The sequence below is a fragment of the Streptomyces sp. NPDC032822 genome (genome assembly GCF_055578825.1).
This window is the reverse complement of the sequence record NZ_JBVIOL010000007.1, coordinates 1-25,909: the sequence shown is the minus strand read 5'-3', so window position 1 is coordinate 25,909 and position 25,909 is coordinate 1. Positions and strand designations below refer to the sequence as shown.

Annotated in this window: 23 protein-coding genes and 1 pseudogene; 11 read left to right on the top strand and 13 right to left on the bottom strand. The window is 70.7% G+C overall.

Annotation, left to right across the window (positions count from 1 at the left end; all coding sequences use genetic code 11):
- Positions 1-46 precede the first annotated feature (46 nt).
- Entirely contained in the window at positions 47-550 is a 504-nt protein-coding gene (locus ACZ5VD_RS20625) for a PPOX class F420-dependent oxidoreductase (RefSeq protein WP_468682897.1), read from the top strand.
- Between the two features lie 37 nt (positions 551-587).
- Here ACZ5VD_RS20625 and ACZ5VD_RS20620 read toward each other — a convergent pair whose 3' ends face one another.
- From ACZ5VD_RS20620 to ACZ5VD_RS20600, 5 genes are all read right to left on the bottom strand, one after another.
- On the bottom strand, positions 588-1,463 hold the full coding sequence (locus tag ACZ5VD_RS20620; protein ID WP_468682896.1) for a carbohydrate ABC transporter permease: 876 nt from the start codon (positions 1,461-1,463) through the stop codon (positions 588-590).
- Positions 1,464-1,468: 5 nt separating this feature from the next.
- Complete coding sequence (locus ACZ5VD_RS20615) at positions 1,469-2,425, bottom strand: carbohydrate ABC transporter permease (protein WP_468682895.1); 957 nt, start codon at positions 2,423-2,425, stop codon at positions 1,469-1,471.
- Positions 2,422-3,798 carry an extracellular solute-binding protein gene (locus ACZ5VD_RS20610; protein ID WP_468682894.1) on the bottom strand — a complete coding sequence of 459 codons (1,377 nt, stop codon included), beginning with the start codon at positions 3,796-3,798 and terminating at the stop codon, positions 2,422-2,424. Before ACZ5VD_RS20610 ends, ACZ5VD_RS20615 begins: the two co-directional genes overlap by 4 nt.
- Before the next feature lie 133 nt (positions 3,799-3,931).
- Entirely contained in the window at positions 3,932-4,123 is a 192-nt protein-coding gene (locus ACZ5VD_RS20605) for a hypothetical protein (RefSeq protein ID WP_468551120.1), read from the bottom strand.
- 10 nt (positions 4,124-4,133) lie between these two features.
- Complete coding sequence (locus ACZ5VD_RS20600; RefSeq protein WP_468682893.1) at positions 4,134-4,985, bottom strand: helix-turn-helix domain-containing protein; 852 nt, start codon at positions 4,983-4,985, stop codon at positions 4,134-4,136.
- A gap of 289 nt (positions 4,986-5,274) precedes the next feature.
- Between ACZ5VD_RS20600 and ACZ5VD_RS20595 the strand changes: the two genes are divergently transcribed.
- On the top strand, positions 5,275-5,775 hold the full coding sequence (locus tag ACZ5VD_RS20595) for an ATP-binding protein (RefSeq protein WP_468682892.1): 501 nt from the start codon (positions 5,275-5,277) through the stop codon (positions 5,773-5,775).
- 7 nt (positions 5,776-5,782) lie between these two features.
- Here ACZ5VD_RS20595 and ACZ5VD_RS20590 read toward each other — a convergent pair.
- Together ACZ5VD_RS20590 and ACZ5VD_RS20585 are read right to left on the bottom strand one after the other, a co-directional pair.
- Positions 5,783-7,725: pseudogene (locus ACZ5VD_RS20590) on the bottom strand (ATP-binding protein).
- 148 nt (positions 7,726-7,873) lie between these two features.
- Positions 7,874-8,737 (bottom strand): 5'-methylthioadenosine/S-adenosylhomocysteine nucleosidase family protein, encoded by an 864-nt coding sequence (locus ACZ5VD_RS20585; RefSeq protein WP_468551123.1) that lies wholly within the window; start codon positions 8,735-8,737, stop codon positions 7,874-7,876.
- A gap of 28 nt (positions 8,738-8,765) precedes the next feature.
- Here ACZ5VD_RS20585 and ACZ5VD_RS20580 point away from each other — a divergent pair, with 28 nt between their 5' ends.
- Together ACZ5VD_RS20580 and ACZ5VD_RS20575 are read left to right on the top strand one after the other, a co-directional pair.
- Entirely contained in the window at positions 8,766-9,305 is a 540-nt protein-coding gene (locus ACZ5VD_RS20580) for a hypothetical protein (RefSeq protein ID WP_468551124.1), read from the top strand.
- Between the two features lie 79 nt (positions 9,306-9,384).
- On the top strand, positions 9,385-11,775 hold the full coding sequence (locus ACZ5VD_RS20575; RefSeq protein ID WP_468682891.1) for a tetratricopeptide repeat protein: 2,391 nt from the start codon (positions 9,385-9,387) through the stop codon (positions 11,773-11,775).
- On the opposite strand, the gene ACZ5VD_RS20570 is transcribed toward ACZ5VD_RS20575, so the two are convergent.
- Positions 11,772-12,473, bottom strand: a complete 702-nt coding sequence (locus tag ACZ5VD_RS20570; protein ID WP_468551126.1) for a response regulator — start codon at positions 12,471-12,473, stop codon at positions 11,772-11,774. The two genes, ACZ5VD_RS20575 and ACZ5VD_RS20570, sit on opposite strands and share 4 nt — an antisense overlap.
- Positions 12,470-14,191 carry an ATP-binding protein gene (locus tag ACZ5VD_RS20565; RefSeq protein WP_468682890.1) on the bottom strand — a complete coding sequence of 574 codons (1,722 nt, stop codon included), beginning with the start codon at positions 14,189-14,191 and terminating at the stop codon, positions 12,470-12,472. Before ACZ5VD_RS20565 ends, ACZ5VD_RS20570 begins: the two co-directional genes overlap by 4 nt.
- Before the next feature lie 125 nt (positions 14,192-14,316).
- On the opposite strand from ACZ5VD_RS20565, the gene ACZ5VD_RS20560 reads away from it, so the two are divergent.
- On the top strand, positions 14,317-15,741 hold the full coding sequence (locus ACZ5VD_RS20560) for a cation:dicarboxylate symporter family transporter (protein WP_468683078.1): 1,425 nt from the start codon (positions 14,317-14,319) through the stop codon (positions 15,739-15,741).
- A 278-nt stretch (positions 15,742-16,019) separates the two neighbouring features.
- Here ACZ5VD_RS20560 and ACZ5VD_RS20555 read toward each other — a convergent pair whose 3' ends face one another.
- Positions 16,020-16,631, bottom strand: a complete 612-nt coding sequence (locus ACZ5VD_RS20555) for a TetR/AcrR family transcriptional regulator (protein WP_468682889.1) — start codon at positions 16,629-16,631, stop codon at positions 16,020-16,022.
- A 140-nt stretch (positions 16,632-16,771) separates the two neighbouring features.
- Between ACZ5VD_RS20555 and ACZ5VD_RS20550 the strand changes: the two genes are divergently transcribed.
- A complete protein-coding gene (locus ACZ5VD_RS20550) occupies positions 16,772-18,457 on the top strand; it encodes an MFS transporter (protein ID WP_468551129.1) in 1,686 nt (561 codons plus the stop codon).
- Positions 18,458-18,696: 239 nt separating this feature from the next.
- On the opposite strand, the gene ACZ5VD_RS20545 is transcribed toward ACZ5VD_RS20550, so the two are convergent.
- The gene (locus tag ACZ5VD_RS20545; RefSeq protein WP_468682888.1) at positions 18,697-19,635 is read right to left on the bottom strand and encodes an NAD-dependent epimerase/dehydratase family protein; all 939 of its coding nucleotides are present in this window, start codon (positions 19,633-19,635) and stop codon (positions 18,697-18,699) included.
- Between the two features lie 45 nt (positions 19,636-19,680).
- On the opposite strand from ACZ5VD_RS20545, the gene ACZ5VD_RS20540 reads away from it, so the two are divergent.
- The 4 genes from ACZ5VD_RS20540 to ACZ5VD_RS20525 all read left to right on the top strand — a co-directional run bounded on the left by ACZ5VD_RS20540 (position 19,681) and on the right by ACZ5VD_RS20525 (position 23,715).
- Complete coding sequence (locus ACZ5VD_RS20540; RefSeq protein WP_468551132.1) at positions 19,681-20,190, top strand: Lrp/AsnC family transcriptional regulator; 510 nt, start codon at positions 19,681-19,683, stop codon at positions 20,188-20,190.
- 81 nt (positions 20,191-20,271) lie between these two features.
- Positions 20,272-20,700: a MerR family transcriptional regulator gene (locus ACZ5VD_RS20535; protein WP_468551133.1), complete on the top strand. Its 429-nt coding sequence runs from the start codon at positions 20,272-20,274 to the stop codon at positions 20,698-20,700.
- On the top strand, positions 20,697-21,029 hold the full coding sequence (locus tag ACZ5VD_RS20530; protein ID WP_468682887.1) for a thioredoxin family protein: 333 nt from the start codon (positions 20,697-20,699) through the stop codon (positions 21,027-21,029). The genes ACZ5VD_RS20535 and ACZ5VD_RS20530 overlap by 4 nt, the downstream gene beginning before the upstream one ends.
- Before the next feature lie 364 nt (positions 21,030-21,393).
- A complete protein-coding gene (locus ACZ5VD_RS20525) occupies positions 21,394-23,715 on the top strand; it encodes a HelD family protein (RefSeq protein ID WP_468551135.1) in 2,322 nt (773 codons plus the stop codon).
- A gap of 162 nt (positions 23,716-23,877) precedes the next feature.
- Here the strand turns inward: ACZ5VD_RS20525 and ACZ5VD_RS20520 are convergent, their stop codons facing one another.
- Positions 23,878-24,459, bottom strand: coding sequence for a TetR/AcrR family transcriptional regulator (locus ACZ5VD_RS20520; protein WP_468551136.1), 582 nt, complete (start codon positions 24,457-24,459; stop codon positions 23,878-23,880).
- A 183-nt stretch (positions 24,460-24,642) separates the two neighbouring features.
- Between ACZ5VD_RS20520 and ACZ5VD_RS20515 the strand changes: the two genes are divergently transcribed.
- Complete coding sequence (locus ACZ5VD_RS20515) at positions 24,643-25,572, top strand: alpha/beta hydrolase family protein (protein ID WP_468683076.1); 930 nt, start codon at positions 24,643-24,645, stop codon at positions 25,570-25,572.
- 13 nt (positions 25,573-25,585) lie between these two features.
- Here the strand turns inward: ACZ5VD_RS20515 and ACZ5VD_RS20510 are convergent.
- Positions 25,586-25,909, bottom strand: a 324-nt coding sequence (locus tag ACZ5VD_RS20510; protein ID WP_468551137.1) for an alpha amylase C-terminal domain-containing protein, incomplete at its 5' end; no start/stop codon positions are given.

The window sequence follows — 25,909 nt, the reverse complement described above, 5'->3', positions numbered from 1 at the left end:
GGGGTGGCCGGAGATCGTCTGTCGGTCCCGGGCGGTACTGGTGAGGATGGCGGCGGACCGCCCGGACGGGCGGTCCGGGAGGAGCGCGGCTTTCGTGTACGAGGTGAATGGCAAGGTAGAGGGGCATATTCGCGAACGGCTGCTGGCGCCGAACTTCTGGCATCTGGCGACCGTCGGCCCGGACGGCACTCCGCAGATCTCGCCCATGTGGGCGGACCTCGAAGGTGAGTACGTCATGGTCAACACGGCGATCGGCCGTGTGAAGGAGGAGAACCTGCGGCGCAATCCCAACGTTTCGCTCTCCCACCACGACGCGGAGAACCCGTACGACCGGGTCGAGATCCGGGGGCGGGTCGTCCGCTTCGTGGAGGGGGAGGAGGCGGAGCGGTCGATGGACCGGCTCACCCGGAAGTACATCGGGGAGGAGCGGTACCCGTGGCTGCTGCCCGGCGAGCGGCGCGTGATGTTGCTGATCGAGCCGGTGCGGGTGCGGAGGGTGGTGGGGGTGGAGCCGTTCCGGGCGGGGGTGTTGGCGGGGGAGGCGCAGTGAGGTCGGGGCCGGTGGCGTGGGTGCGGCGTCGGCCCCGTCACCCCTTGACCGCCCCACCCAACGCGAACCCCCCTCCCAGCCGCCGTGAGATCAGCACGTACAGCAGGATCACCGGCGTCGAGTAGACGATCGAGAACGCGGCGAGCTGGCCGTAGGCCACCATGCCCCGGTTGCCGAAGAACTCGTTGATGCTGACCGACGCCGGCATCTGGTCCGGGGTGAGCAGCAGCATGAACGGGACGAAGAAGTTGCCCCACATCATGACGAAGGAGAACACCGTCACCACGGCGACCCCCGGGCCCATGAGGGGCAGCACGATCCGGACCAGGGACTGGAACGAGGAGGCGCCGTCGGTCCAGGCCGCCTCCTCCAGTTCCTTCGGCACGCCGTCCATGAAGTTCTTCATCAACCAGATGGCGAAGGGGAGTTGGGACGCGGCGAAGAAGAAGATCGTGCCCTGCATGGTGTCGATCAGGTCGACCTGAACGAACAGCGCGTACACCGGGACCATGATCGCCGTGATGGGCAGGCTGGTCGCGAAGAGGATGGTGAGGAGGAAGGGCCGGTTCAGCCGGGACCGGAAGCGGGACAGGGGGTAGGCCGCGAGCGCCGCGGACGCCACCGTCAGCAGGGTGGCGCCGCCGCACAGGATCAGGCTGTTCAGCAGCGGGGTGAAGGTGATCTCCGGTGTGAGGATCGCGTCGAAGTTGTCCAGGGTGAGGCCGTCGGGGGCCTTCACCCTGAGGTCGGCGCGCGGGTCCAGGGACGACAGGACGACCCAGACCAGTGGCAGCGCGAAGGCGGCGGCGAACGCCAACAGTCCCGCGTCGGCGGCGAGTCGGCGGCTGCGGCGGCGGTCGTGGTGACGGGGGTGGAGGAGGGTGCGGCGGCGGTCGGTGATTCCGGGTGTCATGTCCGTCAGACCTCCGTGCGCAGCAGCCGCAGATACACGAGGGAGAACAGGGAGCCGACCAGCAGCAGGAGGAGCGCGACGGCCGTGCCGTAGCCGATCATGCTGTTCTGGAAGGCCTGTTCGTACATGAAGAGCGGCAGGGTCTGGCTCTTGTCGCCGGGGCCGCCCCGGGTCATCACCCAGATCAGCCCGAAGACGGAGAGGGTCTGGAGGGTGTTCAGCATCAGGTTGGTGCCGATGGACCGCCGGATCATCGGCAGCGTGATGTGCCACATCCGCCGCCAGCCGCCGGCCCCGTCGACCTCGGCGGCCTCCGTGACCTCCTTGGGGATCTCGTTCAGCGCGGCGGAGTACACGAGCATCGAGAAGGCGGTACCGCGCCACACGTTGGCGAACGACACCGCGAGGATCGGCAGCGTGAACAGCCAGTTCTGGGACGGGAGATGGAGCCATTCCAGGAGGGCGTTCAGGGTGCCCTCGCGGCGGAAGAAGGCGTAGAGCAGAAAGCCCGCGACCACCTCCGGCAGCACCCACGCGGTGATCACGATCCCACCGGTCAGCGTGCGCACCGGCTTCGAGGCCCGCTGCATCAGCGAGGCGAGCGCCAGACCGAGGGTGTTCTGCCCGATCAGCGACGACAGCACGGTGAACACCAGTGTCAGCCATACGGCGTTGAGGAACTCCGCGTCCCCGAACGCCGTACGGAAGTTCTCGAAGCCCACGAACGACGACTGCGCCTGCCCGGTGAGCTGGAGGTCGGTGAAGGCGATGTAGGCGCAGTAGGCGATCGGACCGGCGAGGAAGAGGATCAGCAGGACGAGGGCGGGGGCGACGGGGAGGGCGCGGGTGAGGACGCGGTGGAGTCCCGGCTTCGGCGAATCGGTTCCCGGCCGTGAAGTGGGCGGGCCCGAGGGGGACTTCGCCGCCCCCGGGCCCGTCGCGTGCGGTGCGGCGGTGGTCACTTCTGGATCACCTGGTCGTCCGTGGCGCTCTTCAGCTCCTCGTCGTACCCCCGCGCGGCCTCCTGGACGGACGCGTCGCCCGTCGTCACCCCCTCCATCGCCTCCTGGATCGCGGTGGAGACCTTCGGATACGCCGGGTAGGCGGGCCGGTAGTGCGTGCTCGCCACGAGATCGGTGAAGAACCTGATACCGGGCTGGGCCTCGACGTACGCGGGATCCTCGGCGACGTCCTCGCGTACGGCGATCCCCGAGTTGGCGATGTACCACTTCTGCGCGTTGGCCTTGGTCTGCATGGTCTTGACGAAGTCGAAGGCGAGGTCGGGGTTGGCCGCCTTGGCCGGGATCGACCAGGTCCAGCCCCCGGACATGCTGACCTTGCCCGGGGCCTGGCCGTGCTGGGTGGGCATCGCGGCGAGGCCCAACTCGTCCGACCACTCGGGCCATTCGTGGCCGCTGCCCTGCTGCCAGTCCTGCGGGAGCCAGGAGCCGTCGAGGGCGATGCCCAGCTTGCCCTTGGGGAGCCACTCGCCGCGGACATGCGTCATCACGTTGGGGTCGAGCGCGTTCTCGACGTCCGGGCCGAGCTTCTCCTTGTAGACCGTCTCGACGAAGGCGAGGGAGTCCTTGAAACCCTGGCCGCCGGCGATCCACTTCTTCGACGCCGAGTCGTAGAGAGGATCCCCGCCCTTGGCGTCGTCGGTGCCGTAGAGCAGCATCTCGAAGGTCTGCATGGTGGCGGCCTCGCCGACCGCCTTGCCCGTGTAGACGTTCAGCGGGATGACGTCCGGGACCTTCTCCTTGATGGCCCGGGCGGCGGCCAGGACATCCGCCCACGTCTTCGGCTGCCAGTCGGCGGGCAGACCGGCCTTCGCGAAGACGTCCTTGCTGAACCAGAGGCCCCGGGTGTCGGTCCCGTCCGGGACGCCGTACGTCTTCCCGTCCTCGGCCTTCGCCGCCGTCTTCGCCGTGTCGACGAACTGGTTCCAGTCCGGCCACTTCGCGAGATACGGGTCGAGGGGCTTCAAGTACCCGCTCGTGATGTCCGAGTTGATGAGGAAGGTGTCCTCGTAGACCAGGTCGGGGGCGGTCTTCGCGGAGCGGAGCATCTGCTGGAGCTTGGTGTAGTACTCCGAGTCCGGCGCCTTGATCGGGACGATCTCGACCTTCTTGCCGGGGTTCTCCTTCTCGAACTGCTTCTTGATACCGGCGAGGTAGTCGTCCATCACCTGGATCGAGTTGTCCGTGGACTGCTTGAAGGAGATCTTCACGGTGTCGGGATCACCGCCCGAGCCGCCTCCGCAGGCGGTGAGGGCGGTGGCGGCGAGGGCCAGGGTCAGCAGCGGGGGGAGTACGGCGGTGGGGCGCACGGGCATGACCTCCTGCGGGCTCACTTCGTTGTGGCGCCGGGATGACTGCCCGTGGAACCTAGGAGGAGTGGTCTAGTCAGGTCAATGCGTGTGCGGTGGATATTGGGAGGGGACGGTCGCGACGCGACGGGGGCCGCGGCTACAGGAGGTGGTCGGCCTTGCCCGCCTTGATGTCGCGGATGAGGGTGCGGAGCGCTTCGCGGGTGTCGGTGAGGGGGTGGTCCTCCTGGCCGGCGACGGCTATGTAGGCGTTGCCGTGGGGGTCGGTGCCTATGCGGAAGCAGTTGGCGCCCTCGCCGCAGAACGGTTCTTCCCAGCTGATGTCGGCCATGGGGGCGCTCCTAGAGGTCGTCGGCGAGGGTGCGGATGAAGTCGCGCGAGACGTGTGGTGTGAGTGCGACGGCTCGGGCGGCATCCAATTGGGCGCGGTACTTGCCGAGTTGGGCCTCCGCGTCGATGAACTCCGGACCGTGTGTGCTGTCGAGTTCCACGGTGTCGAGGCGCGGTACGGCGCCCTCGGCGTAGACGACGGACTGGCCGGCTCCGGGGAAGCCACCCGCCTTGAACGGGATGACCCGCAGGGTCACGGCCTCACGCTCGGACATGCGCACCAGGTGTTGCAACTGGCGTCGCGCGACCACGGGACCACCGAACTCCATGCGGAGGGCGGCCTCGTGGAGGATCACGTCGAGGTTCGGAGGGGTTGGCCGGTCGAGCACCTGCTGCCGGTCGATCCGATGGGCGACGCGGACGTCGACGTCGTCCGAGGACAGGCGTGGGATCACGGCCTCGAAGACGGCGCGGGCGTGTTCCTCGGTCTGGAGCAGCCCCGGCAGGTGCACGGTGACGGCGATACGCAGCCGGGTCGCATGCCACTCCAGTTCGGCGATGTCCAGGAACCCGTCCCGGAGTTGCCCCCGGTACGCCTCCCACCAGCCCTTCTCGCGCCCGGCGGCCATGGCGGCCAGGGCCTCCACGAAGGCCTGGTCCGTACAGCCGTAGTTGCCCGCGAGGGTGCGCACGCGCTCCGCGCTGATGCCGGAGCGCCCCGACTCCATGTTGGGCACGTTCGTGCGCGGGACGTTCAGCAGCCCGGCTGCGTGCTCCGTGACCATCCCGGCCGCTACGCGCAGCTTGCGCAACTCGGCACCGAGCCGTCGCTGACGCTCTGTCGGAGCGCTCCTCGGTGGCATCCGTCCTCCTGTTCGGCCGTGTGACGGGGCCAGTCTGCCGCCGGTGTGACGGATCGGTCCAACAGGGAGTTCGGCGAAGAGTAGTACACGTACTCCCGATTGCCCTACAGTCGGTCATGAGCTGCTTACGGAACGACGTCATCGGAAGCGCATCGCGCGAGCCTGCCCGCGTACTCCTTCTCCGGGAGGGGCGGGGTCGTGCCGGGGAGACAGGCCACCGGGCGTCGGTCGAGTCGTCGGCTCAGTTCATTCGGCATCACACGTACCTGAACCCGCGAAGGAGTCGTCCATGTCCGCACCGGTCACCGTCTCGGCCTGCCCGCTCTCCACCGACGAACGCCAGACACTGCCACCGTCCCCCGACACGCTCACCTACAGCTTCACCCTGCCCGCCGGGCTGACCAGTCCGCGTGTCGCGAGGGCGGCCACCCGGGTGGCCCTCCAGACGCATGGGTTGGCCGAGGGGGTGGATGCGGTGGTGCAGGTGGTCTCCGAACTGGCCGCCTGCGCTTGCCGGTTCACGCCCGACAGCGAGGTGTACGTGTCCCTGCGGTACCGGGACGGGGAGGTTCGGGTGATCCTCTACGACGGACATGCCCGGCACTCCCATCCCCGGCTCGCCGCGGCCTGCGATGCGCGGAGGCGGGCGGCGTTGCGGGTGCTCGGGTGCGTGGTGCGGGCCTGTGAGGGGGAGTGGGGGTTCGGGGAGGCTCGGGAGCCCGGGGGTGGGACACGGATGTGGGCGGTGGTGCCTTGGCGGGGGGCTCGGGGGTATTTGGGGGTGGGGTGAGGGTGGGTTATTCCGGTAGTTCGGCGGCGCGGGTGCGGGCTTGGGCGGCTTCGGTGGGGGCGTTGGCTTGGGTGTAGGCGTCGGCGGCCTGGAGGTAGTGGGCGCGGGCGTCGGTGGGGCGGTCGGCGGCCTCGTGGGTGAGGGCCAGGTTGTAGAGGGTGTCGCCGGTCCCGTACCAGTCCTCGAACTCCCGGCGAATCTCCAGAGGCTTGGCGTATGCCTCGATCGCTTCCTCCACTCGGCCCACCTTCTCAAGGGAGGTGCCGAGGTTGTTCCACGCCATGCCCTCGCCGTGGCGGTCCCCGGCGGCCTGGATCAGGGCGCGGGCGCGGATGCGGGCGTCGATCGCTTCCTCCACCCGGCCCGCGTCCTCCAAGACGTTGCCGAGGTTGTTCCACGTCGTGCCCTCGCGGTGCTGGTCCCCGGCGGCCTGGTGTAGGTCGCGGGCGCGGGTGTGGGCGTCGATCGCCTCCTCCGTCCGGCCCGCTTTCTTCAGGTCGAGGCCGAGGTTGTTCCACGCCATGGCCTCGCGGTGCTGGTCCCCGGCGGCCTGGTGTAGGTCGCGGGCGCGGGTATGGGCGTCGATCGCCTCCTCCGCCCGGCCAGCCTCCCCCAGGGCGATGCCGAGGTAGGTCCACGCGGCAGCCTCTCCGGTGCGGTCCCCGGTGCGGTGGGCGGCCTCCCGAGCGGTACGGGCAACGGTGACCCCGTCGTCGAAGTACCGCCGCCACCTCAGGTACTCCGCCAGAGATTCGGCCAGTCGCACCGCCCGCTGCGCGTACCGCTCCTCCCCCGCCCACTGCACCGCCGCCACCAGCCCCGACCGCTCCCCGTCCAGCCACGCCAACGCTTGCCCCCGGTCGGAAAACCGCTCCGGCACCGGCCGCCCCGGCAGCCACCGAAGCCGGTCATCGGCCGCACTCGCCCACCGCCAGTAAACTCCAACACCCGCTCCCGCGCCGCCTCCCCCTCCTCCCTCAACCCCGCATCCCCCGCCACCACACCCACCCCGAACGCCCGAACCAAGTCATGCACCCGCCACCGCATGGCGGGAGCCGTCCCGTCGACGCACCGCACCGGCATGACGAGATGGGTGGCGGCCAACTCCTCCAACAGGCACAGCGCGGCCTCTACGCGGAGGTCGACCAGAGCGGCGATCGCCTCCGCGCCGGTCTCCGCGCCCGGTGCAACGCAGAGCAGACGCAGCAACCGGGCCTGTTCGGGCGGCAGTCGACGATAGGAGGTCTCCAGCACAGGGCGTAGGACGAGCGAGCGGCCGTAGAGGTCAGTGCCAGGACTGCCGTGGTCGAGAACGGTGGTCGGGTCACCGGCGTTCCGGATCTCGGTCACCAGAGAGGCGATGTCCCGATGCCGTCGCCGACGCAGCATCCCCGCGGCGATCTGGAGAGCCAGCGGCAAATGGCCACAGAGGTCGGTCAGTTCGCGCAGGGCTTCGGGTTCGCGCCCCGGTCGCTCGTCGCGGTCGTCGGTGTCGTGCAAGGCACGCGTCACCAGGTCGACGGAGTCGTCCGGGGCAAGTGTTTCGAGGTCGATGAGGCGTACCGGGAGCGCGTCGGGACGGTCCCGGGAGGTGATGAGCACCCGATGGTGGTCCGTGCCGGGCAGCAGTGGCACGTACTGCGACGGATCCGACGCGTTGTCCAGGACCAGCAGCATCCGGTCCCGGCGTTCGGCTAGGACCGCACGGTACGCGTCGTACTGGCGCGCGGCGGTCGGCGGCAGATCCCCGTCCCGTACACCGAGCGCGTCCAGCAGAGCCAGTACCGCCTGATCAGCAGTGACAGGGTCGTCGTCGTACCCGCGCAGGTCCACGAAGAGCGTCCCGCCCGGGAACCATCCCTCCGCACGAGCCCGGTGCGCCGCCTCCACGGCCAGCGCGGTCTTGCCGATGCCTCCCATGCCGGTGACCGCGAAGATGAGGAGCGCCAGCGCGGAGGCGTCTTCCTCGTCGGGTGCGAGGTGGGGGAGTAGACGGTCGAGCTCTGCCCGCCGACCTGTGAAGCCCAGTGGGCGCGGCGGCAGGGTGGACGTCGCGCGGGGGGCCGGGCCGTGGGTGGTGCCTCTGCCGATACTCCCGCTACTGCCGTCCGGTCGACTTGCCGGTGACCGGACCGTAGAAGGTGCCACCGCTGAAGTCGACGTGGTCTCCGCCGTACGTCGCCCCGTCGTCCCCGCGTCGATGGGGACGCTCCTCGGAGTCGGAGGAACCCTCACGCGGCCGGTGTTTGCGCAGCACCGCCACCATCACCGAGGCCGCCTGCTCGGCCGCGCGTTTCTGCGAACCCGAGGCGTCGGCCTTGTGTTTGCGTGCGTCGGCGCGGTCGCTGATGCCCCGGATCACCAGGGCGTCCAACCCGCCGCTCAGGTGGGCCGCCTGGAGTGCTCCCGAGCCCTCCATCTCGATCGCGCCGGCGTCGTTGTAGTGGGTGCGGATGAACGTGGCGATCTCGGACTTGGCGTCCGCCAGGACGACATCGCCCGTGGCGATCGGCATGAAGTGCGCCTGTACATCGGGCATGTCCCGCGCGGCCGAGCGAGCTGCCTGTTCCAGCGCATGCGAGCCCGACAGGGCCTTCGGCCGGACGAGGAAACCCTCGGGTGTCTGCTTGCCGCCATGGATCTCGTACACCTGCGTGCCCACGACCACGTCGCCGATCTCGACGTCGGCCTTCAGGCTCCCCGCGACCCCGACGAAGAAGACCGCCTCCGGGCGCAGCCAGTTGATGAGCTGCGTGGTGAGAGCCGCGGCCCGCTCCGCGCCCATGCCCAGCTCGGCGAGGGCAACATGCCAGGATGTGCCGGGCAGTTGACCTTGCTCGACTCGGGTTCCGTCCCGGTGGACGAGCTCCTCGCGCTTCTCGATGTGCGCGCGGACCGCGGCGTATTCGAGGGGGAGCGCGGTCAGGACGAGAACGCTGGGCTGAGTCTCCGGCACACTCACAAGGTACGCCGGGGGAGGGGAATAGAGAGTGCCGGAACGAGATGTCACCGTCGGAGAGTTGCTGCTCGCCGAGTACCAGAGCGTCAAGGACGAGCAGAAGGCGCGCATCGGGTTCCGGGACAACCTGCTCTACGTGACGCTGGCCGTCGTCGCCGCCGTCATTGCCGCCGCCGCCCAGGCCAAGCAGGCGTCGATGCTGCTGGCGCTGCCGCCGGTGTGTGTCGTGCTCGGGTGGACCTACCTGGTGAACGACCAGAAGATCTCGGCGATCGGGGCGTATGTGCGGGGCGAGTTGGGGCCACGGCTTGCCGCGCTGGCCCAACCGGGTGGTGGCTTCGAGGCGTTCGGCTGGGAGAGCGCACATCGCGGGGACGCGCGACGCAAGTCCCGGAAGGCCGTCCAGATCGTCGTGGACCTGACGGCGTTCTGCGCGGTGCCGCTGGCCGCACTCGTGGTGTTCTGGGCGGACGGTGACGGGGGAGGGCTCCTCGTCGCCCTGTCCGTGCTGGAGGCACTTGCCGTGGCCGGGCTTGGCTCACAGGTCGTGTGGTACGCCAAGGCAGGGTGAACTCCCCTCTGACGCCTTACCGTTGACGTACGGTCACGAGTGGTCTGTCGGGGACAGGTGCGGGGTGGGGAACGAGCGGATGAAAACGGCGCTGCTGGTGGCCCTGGGGGAGGGCGCGGGCGGGGACGGCGGACGTCGGGCGTTGGAGAAGCTGGCGCAGGCCGTGGGGCTGGACTCCCGCGCGTCCGCAGCGGAGATCGCCGAGGCCGCGACCGACCCGGCCCGGCGAGATGCCCTCCGGGAGTGGGGCGAGACGGTGGCCGGCCTGCTCGCCGCCGATCCGCAGGGAGCCGGTGCCGTCGCGCGGGCCATGGAGCGGTATGCCCCCGGCAGCGGAGCGTCCTGGTACGACGGTGACCACACCGACTTCCGGGGCGGGGTCTTCCTGCGCGAGGTGGTCGGCGTCCAGGTGGTGATCCAGCAGGGCGGGGCAACCGCCGTACCCGAGGCGATGGCCGGCCTGCCGCCGAGGCCCGGCGGATTCAGCGGCCGGGAGGACGAGACGGCGACGTTGCTGCGGGCGCTGGACCCGGACCGAGTGCGGTCACCCGCATCTCCGGCGGTCCTCGTCGCCGCCGTGTCCGGCCTCGGTGGTATCGGCAAGACCGCGCTCGCTGTCGAGACCGCGTATCTGGCGTGCGAGCGAGGCTGGTTCCCCGGTGGGGTCCTCTTCATCGACCTGCACGGATACGACCAGGAGCCGGGCACCGCCGACCGTGCCCTCCAAGCCCTGCTGCGTGCGCTCGGTACCCGGCCGGAACACATTCCCACCACGGCGGACGAGCGAGCGGCGCTGTATCGCTCCACGCTGGCCCAGCGAGCGCGGGACCGTGGCCCGGTGCTGGTCCTGGCCGACAACGTGTCGTCTCCGGATCAGGTACGGCCCCTTCTGCCGGGCGACACCCGGCACCACGTCCTGGTGACGTCCCGCGACCGGCTGCCTCAACTCGGGGCACGGCTAGTCCCCTTGGACCAGCTCACGCCGAAGGAGGCGTACGAACTCCTCGACCGTGCCTTGAGGATCGCCGACCCGGACGACACCCGGGTCATCCACGCACCCGAAGCGGCTGAACAACTCGCCGGTCTCTGCGGGCACTTGCCGCTGGCCCTGCAGATCGCTGCCGCTCTGCTCGCGGAGGATCCGGGCCAGCCGGTGACCGAACTCGTGGCGGAACTGGCCGAGTCGCACGACCGCCTCGACCATCTCGTCGACGGCGAACGCAGTGTCCGCGCGGCCTTTGAGCTCTCCTACCGCCGTCTGCCGCCCGACCAGGCTCGGTTGCTGCGCCTGATCGCCCTCGCACCGGGGCCCGAGGTGAGTGGCGAGGCCGCCTCCGCGCTGGTCGGTGCCGAGACGCCTCCGGTACGGGGCCTGAAGGCGTTGGCTCGCGCGCACCTGGTTGAGCGGGGTGGCGGGCGCGGGTGGTGGCGGTTGCACGACCTGGTGCGCGTGTTCGGGGCCGGTGTGGTGGCGCAGGACGCGGGGTTGCGGGAAGAGGGAGAGGCGGCTCGGGAGCGGCTGCTGGATTTCTATGGCCGGTGGACTTATGCGGCTGACGATCGGTTGCGGTGGCTGCCAGGTGCACGGGAACCCGAGCGGTTCGCGGACCGGGGCCAGGCGTTGGCCTGGCTGGACGGCGAGCGGGCGGGTCTGGTGGCGGTGGTGGGGTGGGCGCGGGAGGAGCGGTTCGCGGAGGGGGCGATGCAGCTTGCTCTGTGCCTGGCGGTGTATCTGGAATGGCGGCGGTATGTCGACGACTGGGTCGCCGTCACGGAGGTCGCGCGGGATGCCGCCCACCAGTCCGGCTATGGGATGGTCGAGGTCATCGCGTGGAACAACCTCGGCAACGCCCTGGTGAAGGCGGGCCGGGCGGAGGAGGCGATCGATGCTCACAGCCGTGCCCGCGACCTGGCTCAGGCAGCGGGGGACTCGCGCCGCGAGGCCAGCGCGTGGAACAACCTCGGCCTCGCCCTGCTGGGGGAGGGCCGTGCCGAGGAGGCGATCGATGCTCACGTTCGGGCCCGTGACCTGCACAGGGCCGACGGAAATCGCCACCGCGAGGCGATGGCGTGGAACAACCTGGGCAGCGCTCTGAGGGAAGGAGGCCGGGATGAGGAGGCGATCGAGGCCCACATCCGTGCCCGCGACCTGTACCAGGCCACCGCGGACCGCCACCGTGAGGGCACGGCGTGGGGCAACCTGGGCACCTCCCTGAGAGAGGCGGACCGGGCGGAGGAGGCGGTGGAGGCCTACGGCAAGGCCCTTCGGATTTTCCGCGAGTTCGACGACTGGTTCGGCGAGGGGCATATCCTCTACCACCTCGCAGTCACCCACGACGACGCCGATCGCCTCGCAGAGGCCCGCAGCGCCTTCCTCCAGGCCGCCGACGCCTTCACCCGCGCCGATGCCCCCACCGAGGCCGCCGAAGCCCGCAGGTGCGCAGCCGAATTCGACGACATCTCTCCCTAACGCCCCCGCCCCGCCACCCCCCGCACCCACCGATACACCAACTCCGGCCGTCCCACCTGCCCGTACACCGGCGCCCGCTCCGCCCGCCCCGCCTCCACCAGGTGCTCCAGATACCGCCGGGCCGTGATCCGCGAGATGCCCACCACCTCGGCGATCCCCGCAGCGGTCAGCCCTGCCTCGACCTCCCGCAGCGCGCCCGTCACCCGCTCCAACGTCGGTCCGCTCAACCCTTTCGGCAGCGCGGCCGGCCCAGGCGCCCGCAAGGTCGCCAGCGCCCGGTCCACCTCGTCCTGGCCACTCGCCTCACCCGCGGACGCGTGGAACTCGGCGTACCGCACCAGCCGGTCCCGCAAGGTGGCGAAGGTGAACGGCTTCAGCACGTACTGGACGACCCCCAGCGAGACCCCTTCCCGCACCACCGTCAGATCCCGCGCCGACGTCACCGCGATGACATCCGCCTGGTGCCCGGCGGCCCGCAGCGACCGTGCGAGCTGCAGCCCGTGCACGTCAGGCAGGTGCAGATCCAGCAGCAGCAGATCCACCGGCGTCCGCTCCAGCGCGCGCCGCGCCTCCGCCCCGGTGTGGGCCTTGCCGACGGCCGTGAAGCCGGGGACCCGGTTGACGTACATGACGTGCGCGTCGGCGGCGACGGGATCGTCCTCGACGACCAGGACACGGATGGACTGCTCGGTCGTCATACGTCGCCTCCGGAAGCCACTCTGCCCCCAGGACCCGCACCGACCTCGGAACCCGCACCGGCCCCAGAACTCGCACCGACCTCAGAACCCGCACCCCTAATACGGCCGCCACCGCCACCGCCCCCGTCCCCCAACGGCAACCGCACCTCGAACTCCGCCCCGCCCTCCTCGGCGACCGCCACCGTCAGCGCGCCCCCGTGCCGACCCACCGCCTGCCGCACCAGTGCCAACCCCAGCCCCCGCCCGCCCGGCCCCGCCGGCTTCGTCGAGAAGCCTCGTTGGAAGACCGCGTCCGTATGTGCGGGGTCTACGCCCGCCCCCGTGTCCGAGACCCGCAGCACCAGCTCACCGTCCGCCGTGTACGCCGTCACCGTGACCCGCGCCCGCACGCTTCCCTGGGCCGCGTCCACCGCGTTGTCGATGAGGTTGCCGAGGATGGTGACCAGGTCGCGGGCGGGGAGGGAGGCCGGCAGCAGGCCGTCGTCCAGGCTGCTCTCCTCCGACACCACCAGCTCGACGCCCCGCTCGTTCGCCTGGGCGGTCTTGCCGAGCAGGAGCGCGGCCAGGACCGGTTCGCTCACCGCCGCGACCACCTGGTCGGTGAGGGCCTGTGCCAGTTCCAGTTCGGCGGTGGCGAAGTCGACCGCCTCCTCCGCGCGGCCCAGTTCGATCAGTGAGACGACGGTGTGCAGCCGGTTCGCCGCCTCGTGGGCCTGGGAGCGGAGGGCCTGGGTGAAGCCGCGTTCGGAGTCCAACTCACCCATCAGGGACTGGAGTTCGGTGACATCGCGCAAGGTGACGACCGTGCCCCGGTGCTCGCCCCCCGACACCGGGGAGGTGTTGACGACCAGTACGCGGTCCGCCGTCAGATGGACCTCGTCCACCCGTGGTTCGGACGCCAGCAGTGCGCCCGTCAGCGGCGTCGGCAGTCCGAGGTCGGCGACGGACCGGCCCACCACGTCGTCCGTCACGCCCAGCAGCTCCCGTCCACCGTCGTTGATCAGCGCCACACGGTACTGCCCGTCGAGCATGAGCAGCCCCTCGCGTACGGCGTGCAGAGCCGCCTGGTGGTAGTCGTGGACGCGGCTGAGTTCGGCCGCGTTCATCCCGTGGGTGTGGCGGCGCAGGCGGGCGTTGATGACGTACGTGCCCACCGCGCCGAGTGCGAGTGCGCCGGCCGCGACCCCGAGCAGGGCGGTGAGCTGGCCCTGGACCCGTTTGCTGATCTCGTCGACCTTGATGCCGGCGCTGACCAGGCCGACGATCCGCTTGTCGTCGTCCTCGATGGGGGTGACCGCGCGGACGGACGGGCCGAGGGTGCCGGTGTACGTCTCGGTGAAGGAGGCGCCCTTCAGCGCGCGGTCGATGTGGCCGCGGAAGGGCTGGCCGATCTCGTCCTCGTCGGGGTGGGTCCAGCGGATGCCCTGCGGGTTCATGATCGTGATGAAGTCGACCTCGGTGTCCCGCATGACCCGCAGCGCGTACGGCTGGAGCTCGGCCGTGGGGTCGGAGGTGGCGAGCGCCTCCCGTACGGAGGGGGAGTCCGCGACGGAGCGGGCGACCGCCATCGCCTGCCGTCCGGCCGCGTCCTCGGCCTGGCTGCGGTCGCTGACGTAGGTGAACAGCGCGTACCCGGCGACGAGCACCGCTATGAGCACGGCCTGCATGGCGAAGAGCTGGCCGGCCAGGCTGCGGGGTCTCGGGACGGGGATGCGCATGTCGTCAGTGTGCCTCCGAGGTTAAGCATGAACTAAATGAACGGAAGGGTGACCGCGCTCACACGGCGGGGGATAGTCACGACATTCCCCAATAGCCACCCCCGGACGTGAGCCGCACGCCGGTGATGCCGACGACGTCGTCAAGGAGGGCCGCTGTGACCAGCGCAGCCGAGAAGGCACCTGCCGCACCCAAGGCCAAACGGGACCGCACGCACTACCTCTACATCGCGGTGATCGTGGCGGTCGCCCTCGGTGTCACCGTGGGTCTCGTCGCCCCCGACTTCGCCGTCGAGCTGAAGCCCATCGGCACCGGCTTCGTGAACCTGATCAAGATGATGATCTCGCCGATCATCTTCTGCACGATCGTGTTGGGCATCGGCTCGGTACGCAAGGCCGCCAAGGTCGGCGCCGTCGGCGGTATCGCGCTCGTCTACTTCACGATCATGTCGCTGGTCGCGCTGGGCATCGGCCTGGTCGTCGGCAACATCCTGGACCCGGGCACCGGCCTCGCGGTGACCGACGCCGTCAAGGACGTCGGCCACGCACAGGTCGACGCGGAGGCCAAGGACACCACCGAGTTCCTGCTCGGGATCATCCCGACCACGATCGTCTCCGCGTTCACCCAGGGCGAGGTGCTGCAGACCCTGCTCATCGCGCTGCTCGCCGGCTTCGCGCTGCAGGCCATGGGTTCGGCCGGACAGCCGGTCCTGCGCGGTGTCGAGCACATCCAGCGCCTCGTCTTCCGCATCCTCGCCATGGTGATGTGGGCCGCCCCGCTGGGCGCCTTCGGCGCGATGGCGGCCGTGGTCGGCTCCGCCGGCATCGAGGCGCTCAAGAGCCTCGCCGTGCTGATGCTCGGCTTCTACGTCACCTGTTTCCTCTTCGTGATCATCGTGCTCGGCGTGATGCTGCGGGTGGTGGCGGGCCTCAACATCCTCACGCTCTTCAAGTACCTGGGCCGTGAGTTCCTGCTGATCCTGTCGACCTCGTCGTCCGAGTCGGCGCTGCCGCGGCTCATCGCGAAGATGGAGCACCTGGGCGTCAGCAAGCCGGTGGTCGGCATCACCGTCCCGACCGGCTACTCCTTCAACCTCGACGGCACCATGATCTACATGACCATGGCGTCCCTGTTCATCGCCGACGCCATGGGTACGCCGATGTCGATCGGTGAGCAGATCCCGCTGCTGCTGTTCCTGTTCGTCGCCTCCAAGGGCGCGGCCGGTGTCACCGGTGCCGGTCTCGCGACCCTGGCCGGCGGCCTCCAGTCGCACAAGCCCGCCCTGGTGGACGGCATCGGCCTGATCGTCGGCATCGACCGCTTCATGAGCGAGGCGCGCGCCCTGACGAACTTCGCGGGCAACGCCGTCGCCACGGTCCTGATCGGCACCTGGACCAAGGAGATCGACCGCGAGCGCGTCGACCAGGTCCTCGCCGGCCATCTGCCCTTCGACGAGAAGACCCTCCTCGACGACGGTCACGACGGCGCCGCCGAGGACGCCCAGGCGGACGTCCCCGATCAGGGCGGCGACAAGGAACTGGCCAAGGCCTGAGCCCCACCGTGCAGGCTCCGAGCCCCACCGTGCAGGCTTCCGAGCCCTCCGCACAGTCTCTGAGCCCCACCGCACCGGCTCGGCTCGGATTCCCACTCCACGGGTCCTGAGCCCCACCCCACCGGTCCAGAGCCCCACCTCACGGCCCTGAGCCCCACAAGCCGGTCGGGCCCGGCCTGAACCCGGGCCCGGCCGAACGCCTCCGGGCGGCTGAGTACTCCCCGTAGCTCAGCCGCCCGGTCGGTTTTCCGGGAGCGCCCGCGTCGCGCTCCCGGTCGTCACAGTTCCGCCACCAGCCCGGTGGCACGCGAGGCGGGCACGCCCGCCGCGGTCAGTACGGCGACCGCGGCCGCGTGGCCCGCCTCCTCCGTTGCCAGCAGACCGTCGTTCACCGCGTCCATCAGCGCGAACACGGTCTGCTCCGTCACGTACGCGAGCGCCTCCGCCGGCAGCGGCGAGCTGAAGACGCCCTCCGCCAGCCCCTGCCGCAGCTGCTCCACGCTGGCCCGGCGCACGGGCGTGAGCCGCTCGCGGATGCCCTGCATGGTGACGCTGCGCTGGGCGAGCGCGACCAGGATGCGATAGCGGTCGGCGACCTCCCAGACCGCCAGCACCGAGCGCGCCACGGCCCGTGCCGGGTCCTCCACGCCCTGTCGGGCCGCCGTGTGGGCGGCCATCACCGACTCCACGGCGTCGTCGACGAGCGTGCCCACCAGCGCCTCGCGGCTCGGGAAATGGCCGTAGACCGTCCGTCGTACGACACCCGCGGCGCGTGCGATCTGGTCCATGGAGGCGTCGGGGTCGCGCAGCAGCTCGGTGAGGGCGACGTCGAGGATGCGGCGGCGGTTCGCGTCGGCGCGACGGCCGGGACCGGTGTTCATGGCTGCCATTCTGCACATCGCCTGGTTCTCGCCCGGTTCCCCCCGGCCATCCTCCTCGACTTGCACAGTGCTGTGCAACAAGCGTACATTGCACATGGCTGAGCAATTGCTCAGTGCTGTGCAAATCGATCAGGAAGGCGCCCCGAGCCATGCGACTCGTCGTGAACGAACCGGTGGAGAGGACGGACCGCCCCTACGCCCGGCGCTGGTGGGCGCTCCTGGTGCTCTGCCTGAGCCTGCTGATCATCGTGATGGCCAACACGGCCCTCACCGTCGCGGCCCCGGGCATGACCGAGGACCTCGGCCTGACCAGCGCCGACCTGCAGTGGGTCATCGACGGCTACACCGTCCCGTACGCGGCGCTGATGCTGCTGCTCGGCGCGATCGGCGACAAGTACAGCCGTCGCGGCGCCCTCGTCCTCGGACTGGTCGTCTTCGGCTCGGGGGCGGTCGCCGGCTCCCTCGTCGACAGCGCGGGCGGGGTCATCGCGGCCCGCGCGGTCATGGGCGTCGGCGCGGCCATGATCATGCCCGCGACCCTCTCCCTCCTCGCCGCCACCTTCCCGCGCGCCGAACGCGCCAAGGCGATCACCCTCTGGACCGCCACCGCGGGCCTCGCCATCGCGGCGGGACCGCTGCTCGCCGGTGCGCTCCTTGAGGACCACAGCTGGAAGTCCACGTTCCTGATCAACGTGCCCATCGCCGCGCTCGCCCTGATCGGCGCGCTCGTCCTCGTGCCGCCGTCGAAGGCCCACGACAAGGGGCGGATCGACTACGTCGGCGGTCTGCTGTCCGTCGTCTGGATCGCCTCGCTCGTCTACATGATCATCGAGGGCCCGCACTTCGGCTGGGGCGTCAAGGCGATCACCGCCGCCGTGGTCGCGGCCGTCGGGCTGGTGCTGTTCGTGGTGTGGGAGCTGCGCCACCCGCGCCCCGTCGTCGACGTGCGCCGCTTCACCGAACGCCGGTTCGCGGGCTCCAACCTCGCGGTGGCCCTGTTCTTCCTCGCCGTCTTCGGCGCCTTCTACTACCTCACCCAGCAGCTCCAGTTCGTCCTCGGCTACAGCGCCCTGGAGACCGGTCTGCGCATGCTGCCCCTGGCCGGCGCGGTCTTCGTCGGCTCCGCCCTCACCGGCTACCTCACCCCGCGCGTCGGCATGAAGCTCACGGTCACCGCGGGCATGGTCGCCGGCACGGCCGCCCTCGCCCTGCTCACCCAGGTCGACGCGGGTTCGACGTACGGCGACTTCGTCCCGCCGCTGGTCATCCTCGGCCTCGCGATCGGGCTCGCCCTCTCGCCCTGCACGGACGCCATCATGGGCGCCTTCCCGGAGTCCGAACTCGGCGTCGGCGGCGCGGTCAACGACACCTCGCTGGAGCTCGGCGGCTCGCTCGGCATCGCCATCCTCGGCTCCCTGCTCGCCACTTCGTACGGCGACCACCTCGCGGACGCGACATCGGGCAGCAAGCTCCCCGCCGCCTCCCTGTCCACCGCGCAGGACTCGGTCGGCGCCGGATACGCGGTCTCCCAGGCCATCGCCGACCAGGCCGGGACGGTCGCCGCCCAGGCCGCGAAGGCCACCGACGCCCAGCAGGCCGCCCAGTTGAAGGCCCAGGCCGGGCAACTCACCGAGAGCGCCCGCCAGATGGCCGACGCGGTCGGCTCCTCCTTCTCCGACGCGGTCGCCCACACCAGCCTCGTCGGCGCGGTGGTCCTGGGCCTCGGGACCCTCGTGGTCGCGGTGCTGCTGCCGCGGGGCAGGAGCGAGGAGCGGGCCGAACAGGCGGAGGAGCGGCAGGAGGAGAAGGCGCGGGAGCTCAGCGAGGTCGGCTGAGCCGAGCGGGCGGGACCGGTCGTCCCCTTGGCGGGGGGCCGGTCCTGCCCCGTCCCGCGCCGTCCCCACTCCGGTCCCGCGAGGTCGCGCTCAAGGGTCAGTCACCTCGCGCGGCAGCGTCGCCGCGCTCGCACACCTGCTGCATGCGCCGCCCGCCGGGATCCTTCCCGGCCTCCCCCTCCCGCTCGGCCTCGACGGACAGGGGCATCGCACCGACGCCGACGGGGCTCACCCGCAGGTCACCGGGTCCGTGGCACCGCATGCCGGTCGCCGTCCGTTCCGAGGGTCTCGGCGACGGCCCGCGGCAGCCACCGATGTACGTCGCCGAAGGCGAAACCGAGCCGGGTGGCCCGGGAGTTGTCCATGCCGTAGGAGCGGGCGAAGGAGAACGGCGAGACCGCGCCGACGTCGACGGGCCTGAGGACCGTCCGGCCGCCCGGGAGGTGCGCGGCCACCGCCGCGCACAGTTCCTCGGTGCCGAGCAGGCCGTCGGAGGCCGCGTTGACCGGCCCGGTGAAGTCCTCGCCGGCCGCCCAGGCCAGGAAGTCGGCGATCTCCTCGACGTGGACGTAGGTGGCGGGCCGGTTCACGGCCGGCACGGAGATCGGCTCGCCGGCGCCGATCCGGTCGGCGTAGTGCCACAGCCTGCCGGTGAAGTCGTCGGCACCGCCCAGCACATGGGCCACCCGTACCGCCGTGTACGGGAACGGGGGCCCGGCCGCGAAGACCGCCTCGGCCTGCCGCTTGCCCTCGCCGTAATGGCTGTCCCGGAACTCCGGGTCGTCCCAGGGGAGTTCGAGGTCGACGGGCACGGCCGACGCGTCGACGGCCTCCTCCCGTACCGGTGTGGCCGAGTCCTCGTACTCGTACACCTCGACGGTCGACGTCATCACATAGCGACGGGTGCGGCCGGTGAGGACCCGGCGGGCGATGTCCGCCTGGCGCGGGGTGTAGCAGACCTGGTCGACGACGACGTCGAAGGTGCGGGAGGCGAGTGCCGCGGTGAGGGACCGTTCGTCGTCGCGGTCGGCGACGAGATGAATTACTCCGGGCAAAGGGGCCGAAGAGCCGCGGTTGAGAACCGTGACCCGGTCTCCGGCGGCCAGCAGCCGCGCGATCAACCGTTTGCCGAAATAGCGGCTTCCGCCGATGACCAATACCTCTCGCGCCTTTTCCATGGCGATAATTCTCCCGGCACGCATATCCGTACTGAAGGGGGAACCATGGGAGTTCAGGCCGCCGTACCGAAAGAACCACGGCAGTGGCGCGGTGCCGCCGACGAAACGTCGGTGGCCTTCGACGCGCTGGACCGGCAGATCCTGGAACTCCTCCAGACCGACGGCCGGATCAAGTTCAGCGAGCTGGGCCGCAGGGTCCGGCTCAGCCCGGCGGCGGTGACCGAGCGGGTGCGCCGGCTGGAGGCCGCGGGCGTGATCGGCGGCTACGGTGCGCGGGTCGTACCGGCCCGGCTCGGGTACGGCATCCAGGCGTTCGTCCGGGTCGACCCGCACGGCGGCTACACCCTGAAACACCCGAGGACCCTGGAACTGATGGAGCGCCCCGAGATCATCGAGGTGCACCACGTGGTCGGCGAGGACTGCTGGATCCTCAAGGTCGCCGTCCGGGACACCGTCCACCTGGAGGACGTCCTCGAAGCGGTCTCCGCGCTGGGCCGCACCACCACGTCGATCGTGCTGACCTCCCCGGTGGAGCGGAAACCGCTGCTGCCCTGAGGTGTCGCCCGGAGCCGGCGCTTTGAGGTGTTGCCCCGAGCTGTTGCCTTGACGTCGGCGTCAAGGCTTACGTTCGTACGCATGCGAATCGGTGAGCTGGCCACGCGGGCCGGAACGACGACCCGGACGCTGCGCTACTACGAGTCGCGGGGGCTGCTGCCCGCGCGGCGGGGCGGCAACGGATACCGGACGTACGACGAGGACGACCTGAGGCTGCTGCGCCAGATCAGGACGCTCCAGGACTTCGGGTTCGACCTGGAGGAGACGCGGCCGTTCGTGGAGTGTCTGCGGGCCGGGCACCCGGAGGGCGACTCGTGTCCGGCGTCGCTGGAGGTCTACCGGCGCAAGCTGGCGGAACTGGACGAGCTGATCGGCGAGTTGGGTGCCGTGCGGGCCCAGGTCGGGGCGCAGTTGCTGCGTGCCGAGCGGGCCCGGGACGCGCTGGCGGCCGAGGCGGAGGTTCCGGGGGGTCCGGAACCGGTGTGCGAACTGGAGAGGAACATCGAGTGATCAAGGCAGCGGGTGTGGCCGAGGTGACGGACGCGGACTTCGAGGCGGAGGTGGTCGGTTCGGAGCTGCCGGTGCTGGTGGAATTCACCGCCGACTGGTGTCCGCCGTGCCGGCAGATGGGACCGGTGCTCGCGGCTCTCGCCTCCGAAGAGGGCGGGCGGCTCAAGGTGGTTCAGCTGGACGTGGACACCAACCCGGTGACGACCCAGGCTTATCGGGTGCTTTCCATGCCGACTTTCCTGGTGTTCCGAAACGGCGAGCCGGTGAAATCGATGGTGGGCGCCCGCCCCAAGCGACGGCTTCTCGAAGAACTGTCGGATGTGCTCTGACCCACTTATTTGACTACCGCCAGGTAGTTATCTGTTGAATTCACCCATTGCTCGGCCTTGGAGGAGCGGTCTGCGGCGGGTCCGTCGTCGAGGTGGGTCTGCCGTCGCCGAGCGCGACTCCCTCTGCCACAGCTCCAGCACCGCCTCCGCCCCCGCGGCCTCGCACACGGTCGTGCACCTGGCCCGTGGCGGGTTCTCGCAGGGCGCGAGCCGGAGCTCCAGGCCCAGCGGCGGCTGATCCCCTGATTCCCCCCACACGAAGAAATCCCCCGGACGTTTGCGTCCGGGGGATTTCTCGGCGTATATTCAATGGTTCGCGACTTCATTTGAAGTGCGTCACAAGGAAGGCTACTGGGGACAGTATATGCGGCCGGGAGCGGAATTGTCAAACACCGGGTTTCCAGATCGTGAATTGGCGAGCGAGCAGGAATTCATCGACGAACTGTACGAGCGCGTCGACGCCCTGCGCGGCGACACCGAGAGCTCCGTCACGGACGCGCTCGCCCAGGGGAACACCCCCATGCAGGCCCGCCTGGAGCGGGACATCCTGGTCGCCGAGCGCTCGGGGCTGCTGGCCGCGCTGAACGCGGTGGACGGCTCGCTCTGCTTCGGCCGGATCGACCTCACCTCGGGTGTCAGCCATCACATCGGCCGGATCGGCCTGCGCGTCGACGACGCCGAGCGCACGCCGGTCCTGATCGACTGGCGGGCGGACGTCGCCCGCCCCTTCTACCTGGCCACCGGCCACACCCCGATGGGACTGCGCCGACGCCGGCACCTCACCACCGAGGGCCGCCGCGTCACCGCCCTGCACGACGAGATCCTCGACCTCGGCGACGCCACCCGCACCGGACACGAGGACCCGACCGGCGACGCCGTCCTGCTCGCGGCGCTCGACTCGGCGCGCACCGGCCGGATGAGCGACATCGTGCAGACCATCCAGGCCGCGCAGGACGAGATCATCCGCGCACCCCATCGCGGGGTGCTGGTGGTGGAGGGCGGCCCGGGCACCGGCAAGACGGCCGTCGCGCTGCACCGGGCGGCGTTCCTCCTCTACGAACACCGCGAACTGCTCGCCAGGCGGGCCGTCCTGATCGTCGGTCCCAACCCCGCCTTCCTCGGCTACATCGGCGAGGTGCTGCCCTCGCTGGGCGAGACCGGCGTCCTGCTCGCCACGGTCGGCGAGCTGTACCCGGGTGTGAGGGCGCGGGCCACCGACGCGCCCGAGACGGCCGCCGTGAAGGGGCGCGCCGACATGGCCGACGTCCTCGCCGCCGTCGTACGCGACCGGCAGTCGCTGCCCGACCCGGTGATCACGATCGAGCACGACCGTCAGGTCCTGATGCTCGACGACGACCTCGCGAACATGGCCCGCGAACGCACCCGGGCCGCCGAGCTCCCGCACAACGCGGCACGCGAGTACTTCGAGGGCCACATCCTCAACACGCTCACCGACATGGTCGCCGAGCGCATCGGCACGGACCCGTACGACGGATCCAACCTGCTCGACCCGAGCGACATCACCCAGATCCGCGACGACCTCGCCGAGAACCCCGAAGTGTGGGCGGCGATCGACCGGTTGTGGCCGAGGATCACCCCGCAGCGGCTGGTCGCGGACTTCCTCGCGGCCCCCGAGGGATATCTGAGCGACGAGGACGCCGCCGCCGTCCGGCGCCCGGTGACCCGGGAGTGGACCGTGGCGGACGTACCGCTGCTCGACGAGGCGGCCGAACTGCTCGGCGAGGACGACCGGGTGGCGCGGGCCCACGCGGAGCAGGAGCGGGAGACCCAGATCGCCTACGCGCAGGGCGTCCTGGACGTGTCGTACGCGTCCCGCACCTACGAGTTCGAGGACAAGGACGAGGAGGACTCCGAGGTCCTGTCGGCGCACAACATCATCGACGCGGAGCGCTTCGCCGAACGCCATGAGGAGGACGACCACCGCAGCGCCGCCGAGCGCGCGGCGGCCGACCGCACCTGGGCGTTCGGGCACATCATCGTCGACGAGGCACAGGAACTGTCCCCGATGGCCTGGCGGTTGCTGATGCGGCGCAGCCCGACCCGCTCGATGACCCTGGTCGGCGACCCCGCGCAGACCGCGGAGGCGGCGGGCGTCGGCTCCTGGTCACACATCCTGGAGCCGTACGTCGAGGACCGCTGGGAGCACACCCGCCTCGGCGTCAACTACCGCACCCCCGCCGAGATCATGGACGTGGCGGCGGCCGTCGTCCGCGCCGAGCACCCCGGCTTCGAACCGCCCAGCTCGGTCCGGTCCTCGGGCGTACGGCCCTGGGCGCGCGCCACCGACGACCTGCCCGGCGCCGTGGCCAAGGCGGTCGCCGAACTCACCCCGGCCGAGGGCCGGCTCGCCGTCATCGCCCCGCGGGACCTGCACCGCGCACTGGCCGCCCGGCTGGACGGCGTGACGGCGGGCGCCGAGCCCGACCTGACCCGGTCCGTCGTCCTCCTCGACCCCCGCCAGTCCAAGGGCCTGGAGTTCGACTCGGTCCTGGTCGTCGAGCCGGGCCGCTACGGCACGAGCGACCTGTACGTCGCCCTGACCCGGGCGACCCAGCGACTCGGGGTGCTGCACACCGGTGAACTCCCGCAGGCGCTGGCCGAGGCGTTCGGCGGGGAACCGGGGGTTCCGGCGGATTCCGGCACCGGATCCGTGCAGGAGGCGTAGCGGTTCGCGACGCGGTCACCGCGTGTGCACGGCCGGTGCGGTCGACGTGGCGCCATGGAAACCCGGCCCCACGCGATCCCACCGGCCGACGGTCCCCCGGTAGCCGTCCGGAGTGAGGTCAACGCCCGTCGGATCCGCCGCGCACCGCGTTCCGCGCCGCGGTCACCGCAGCCCGCGCAGGAGCAGTTCGACCAGTCGGCGCGGGTCGTAGCGGGGGTCGCTGTCGCGGCCGATGCAGAGGTTGCCGATGCCGCGCATCAGTGCGTAGGGCTGGGTGCCGGGTCTGATCTCGCCGGCGTCGACCGCCGCGTCGAGGAGTTGTCCGCAGACGGGTACCAGGCGGTCGAGGAAGTAGGTGTGCAGGGCGTCGAAGCCGCTGCTGTCCGACTGCAGCGCGTTGGCGAGTCCGTGCTTGGTGACCAGGAAGTCGACGAAGAGGTCGACCCACTCACCGAGTGCGGTGAGCGGCGAGTCGGCACCGGCGAGCAGGGTCGGGCCGGCCTCGGCGCAGGCCTCGACCTGGTGGCGGTAGACGGCGACGACGAGATCCGCCCGCGTCGGGAAGTTGCGGTAGATCGTCCCCATGCCGACGCCCGCCTCGGCCGCGATCTCGCGGATCGGCGCGTCGACGCCGGAGGTGACGAACACCCTGGCGGCGGCTGCCAGCAGGGTCTGCTGGTTGCGCAGCGCGTCGGCCCGTTTGCTTCGGGCCGGCTCCTGCCCGGACCGGTCTGCAGTGGGCACCGCGCTCTCCTTCCGACGGCCTTGGGGATCTCGACGACTGTGCCGACCCCGACGACCTTTGACAAAGCGGAACAGTGCTCCGTATATTAAACGGAACGGCGTTCCGCTTCAGTGTAGCCGCAGCGGACGTGGTCAGCGGACGTGGCCATGGGCCATGGGTCTCAGTGAAGGGACATACGCATGATGAGTGGATCCACTCCCGTTCTCTCCGTCAGCCCGGTGGTGCTGCCGGCCCCCGACCGAGCCGTGGACCTGGAGGTGCGCGTCTCCGCGCCCGTGACCGGGACCGACCTGCCGGTCGTCCTCCTCTCGCACGGCCAGGGCTACTCGAACCACCTCTCCTCGCTGAACGGGTACGCCCCCCTCGCCCACTTCTGGGCGGCGCACGGCTTCGTCGTGATCCAGCCGACCCATCTGAGCTCCACGACCCTGAACCTGCCCGCCGACACCCCCGGCGCGCCCCTGCACTGGCGCTCCCGTGCCGAGGACATGACGCGCGTCCTCGACCGGCTCGACGAGATCGAGGCGGCCGTCCCGCACCTCCTCGGGCGCCTGGACCGGGACAGGGTCGCCGTGGCCGGGCACTCGATGGGCGGCCACACCGCCGGCCTGCTGCTGGGCGCCCGCCTCACCGACCCGGACGACGGAACGGAGGTGGACCTGACCGAGCCCCGCATCAAGGCGGGCGTCCTGCTCGCCGCGCCCGGCCGGGGCGGCGACGCCCTCACCGAGCCCGTGGCCCAGAGCCTTCCCTTCCTGCGGACCACGGACTTCTCCCGGATGGCGACGCCCGCGCTCGTGGTCGTCGGCGACAAGGACACCTCCACCCACCTGACGGTCCGGGGCCCGGACTGGCACGCCGATCCGTACACCCTCGCGCCGGGCCCCAAGTCCCTGCTCACGCTGTTCGACGCGGAGCACGGACTCGGCGGGGTCTCCGGATACGACGTCGGCGAGACCACGGACGAGAACCCCGCGCGGGTGTCCGTGGTCCAGCGGCTCACCTGGGCCTACCTCCGCACCGAACTCCACCCCGGGGACACCGCCTGGCAGGAGGCGTGCGACGAACTGGCGGCCGGACCCGACCCGCTCGGGCGGGTCGAGTCCACGTGACATCCCCCGGCGGCTAGGCGGGGCGCAGCCAGATCGTCGACAGCGGCGGCAACGTCAGGTGGATACTCGCCGGGTGGCCGTGCCAGGCGTGGGGGTCCGGCTTGACGATGTCGGGGTTGGTGACGTCGCTGCCGCCGTACCGGGCCGCGTCCGTGTTGAGGGTCTCGTGCCAGGCCGGGACGGCGTCCGGGACGCCGAGGCGGTAGTCGTGGCGGACCGCCGGCGAGAGGTGGGAGATCGCCAGCAGCGGGGTGCCTTCGGCGTCGTAGCGCAGGAAGGCGAAGACGTTGTCCTCGGCCGCGTCGCCGAGGACCCATCGGAAGCCCGCCGGGTCGGT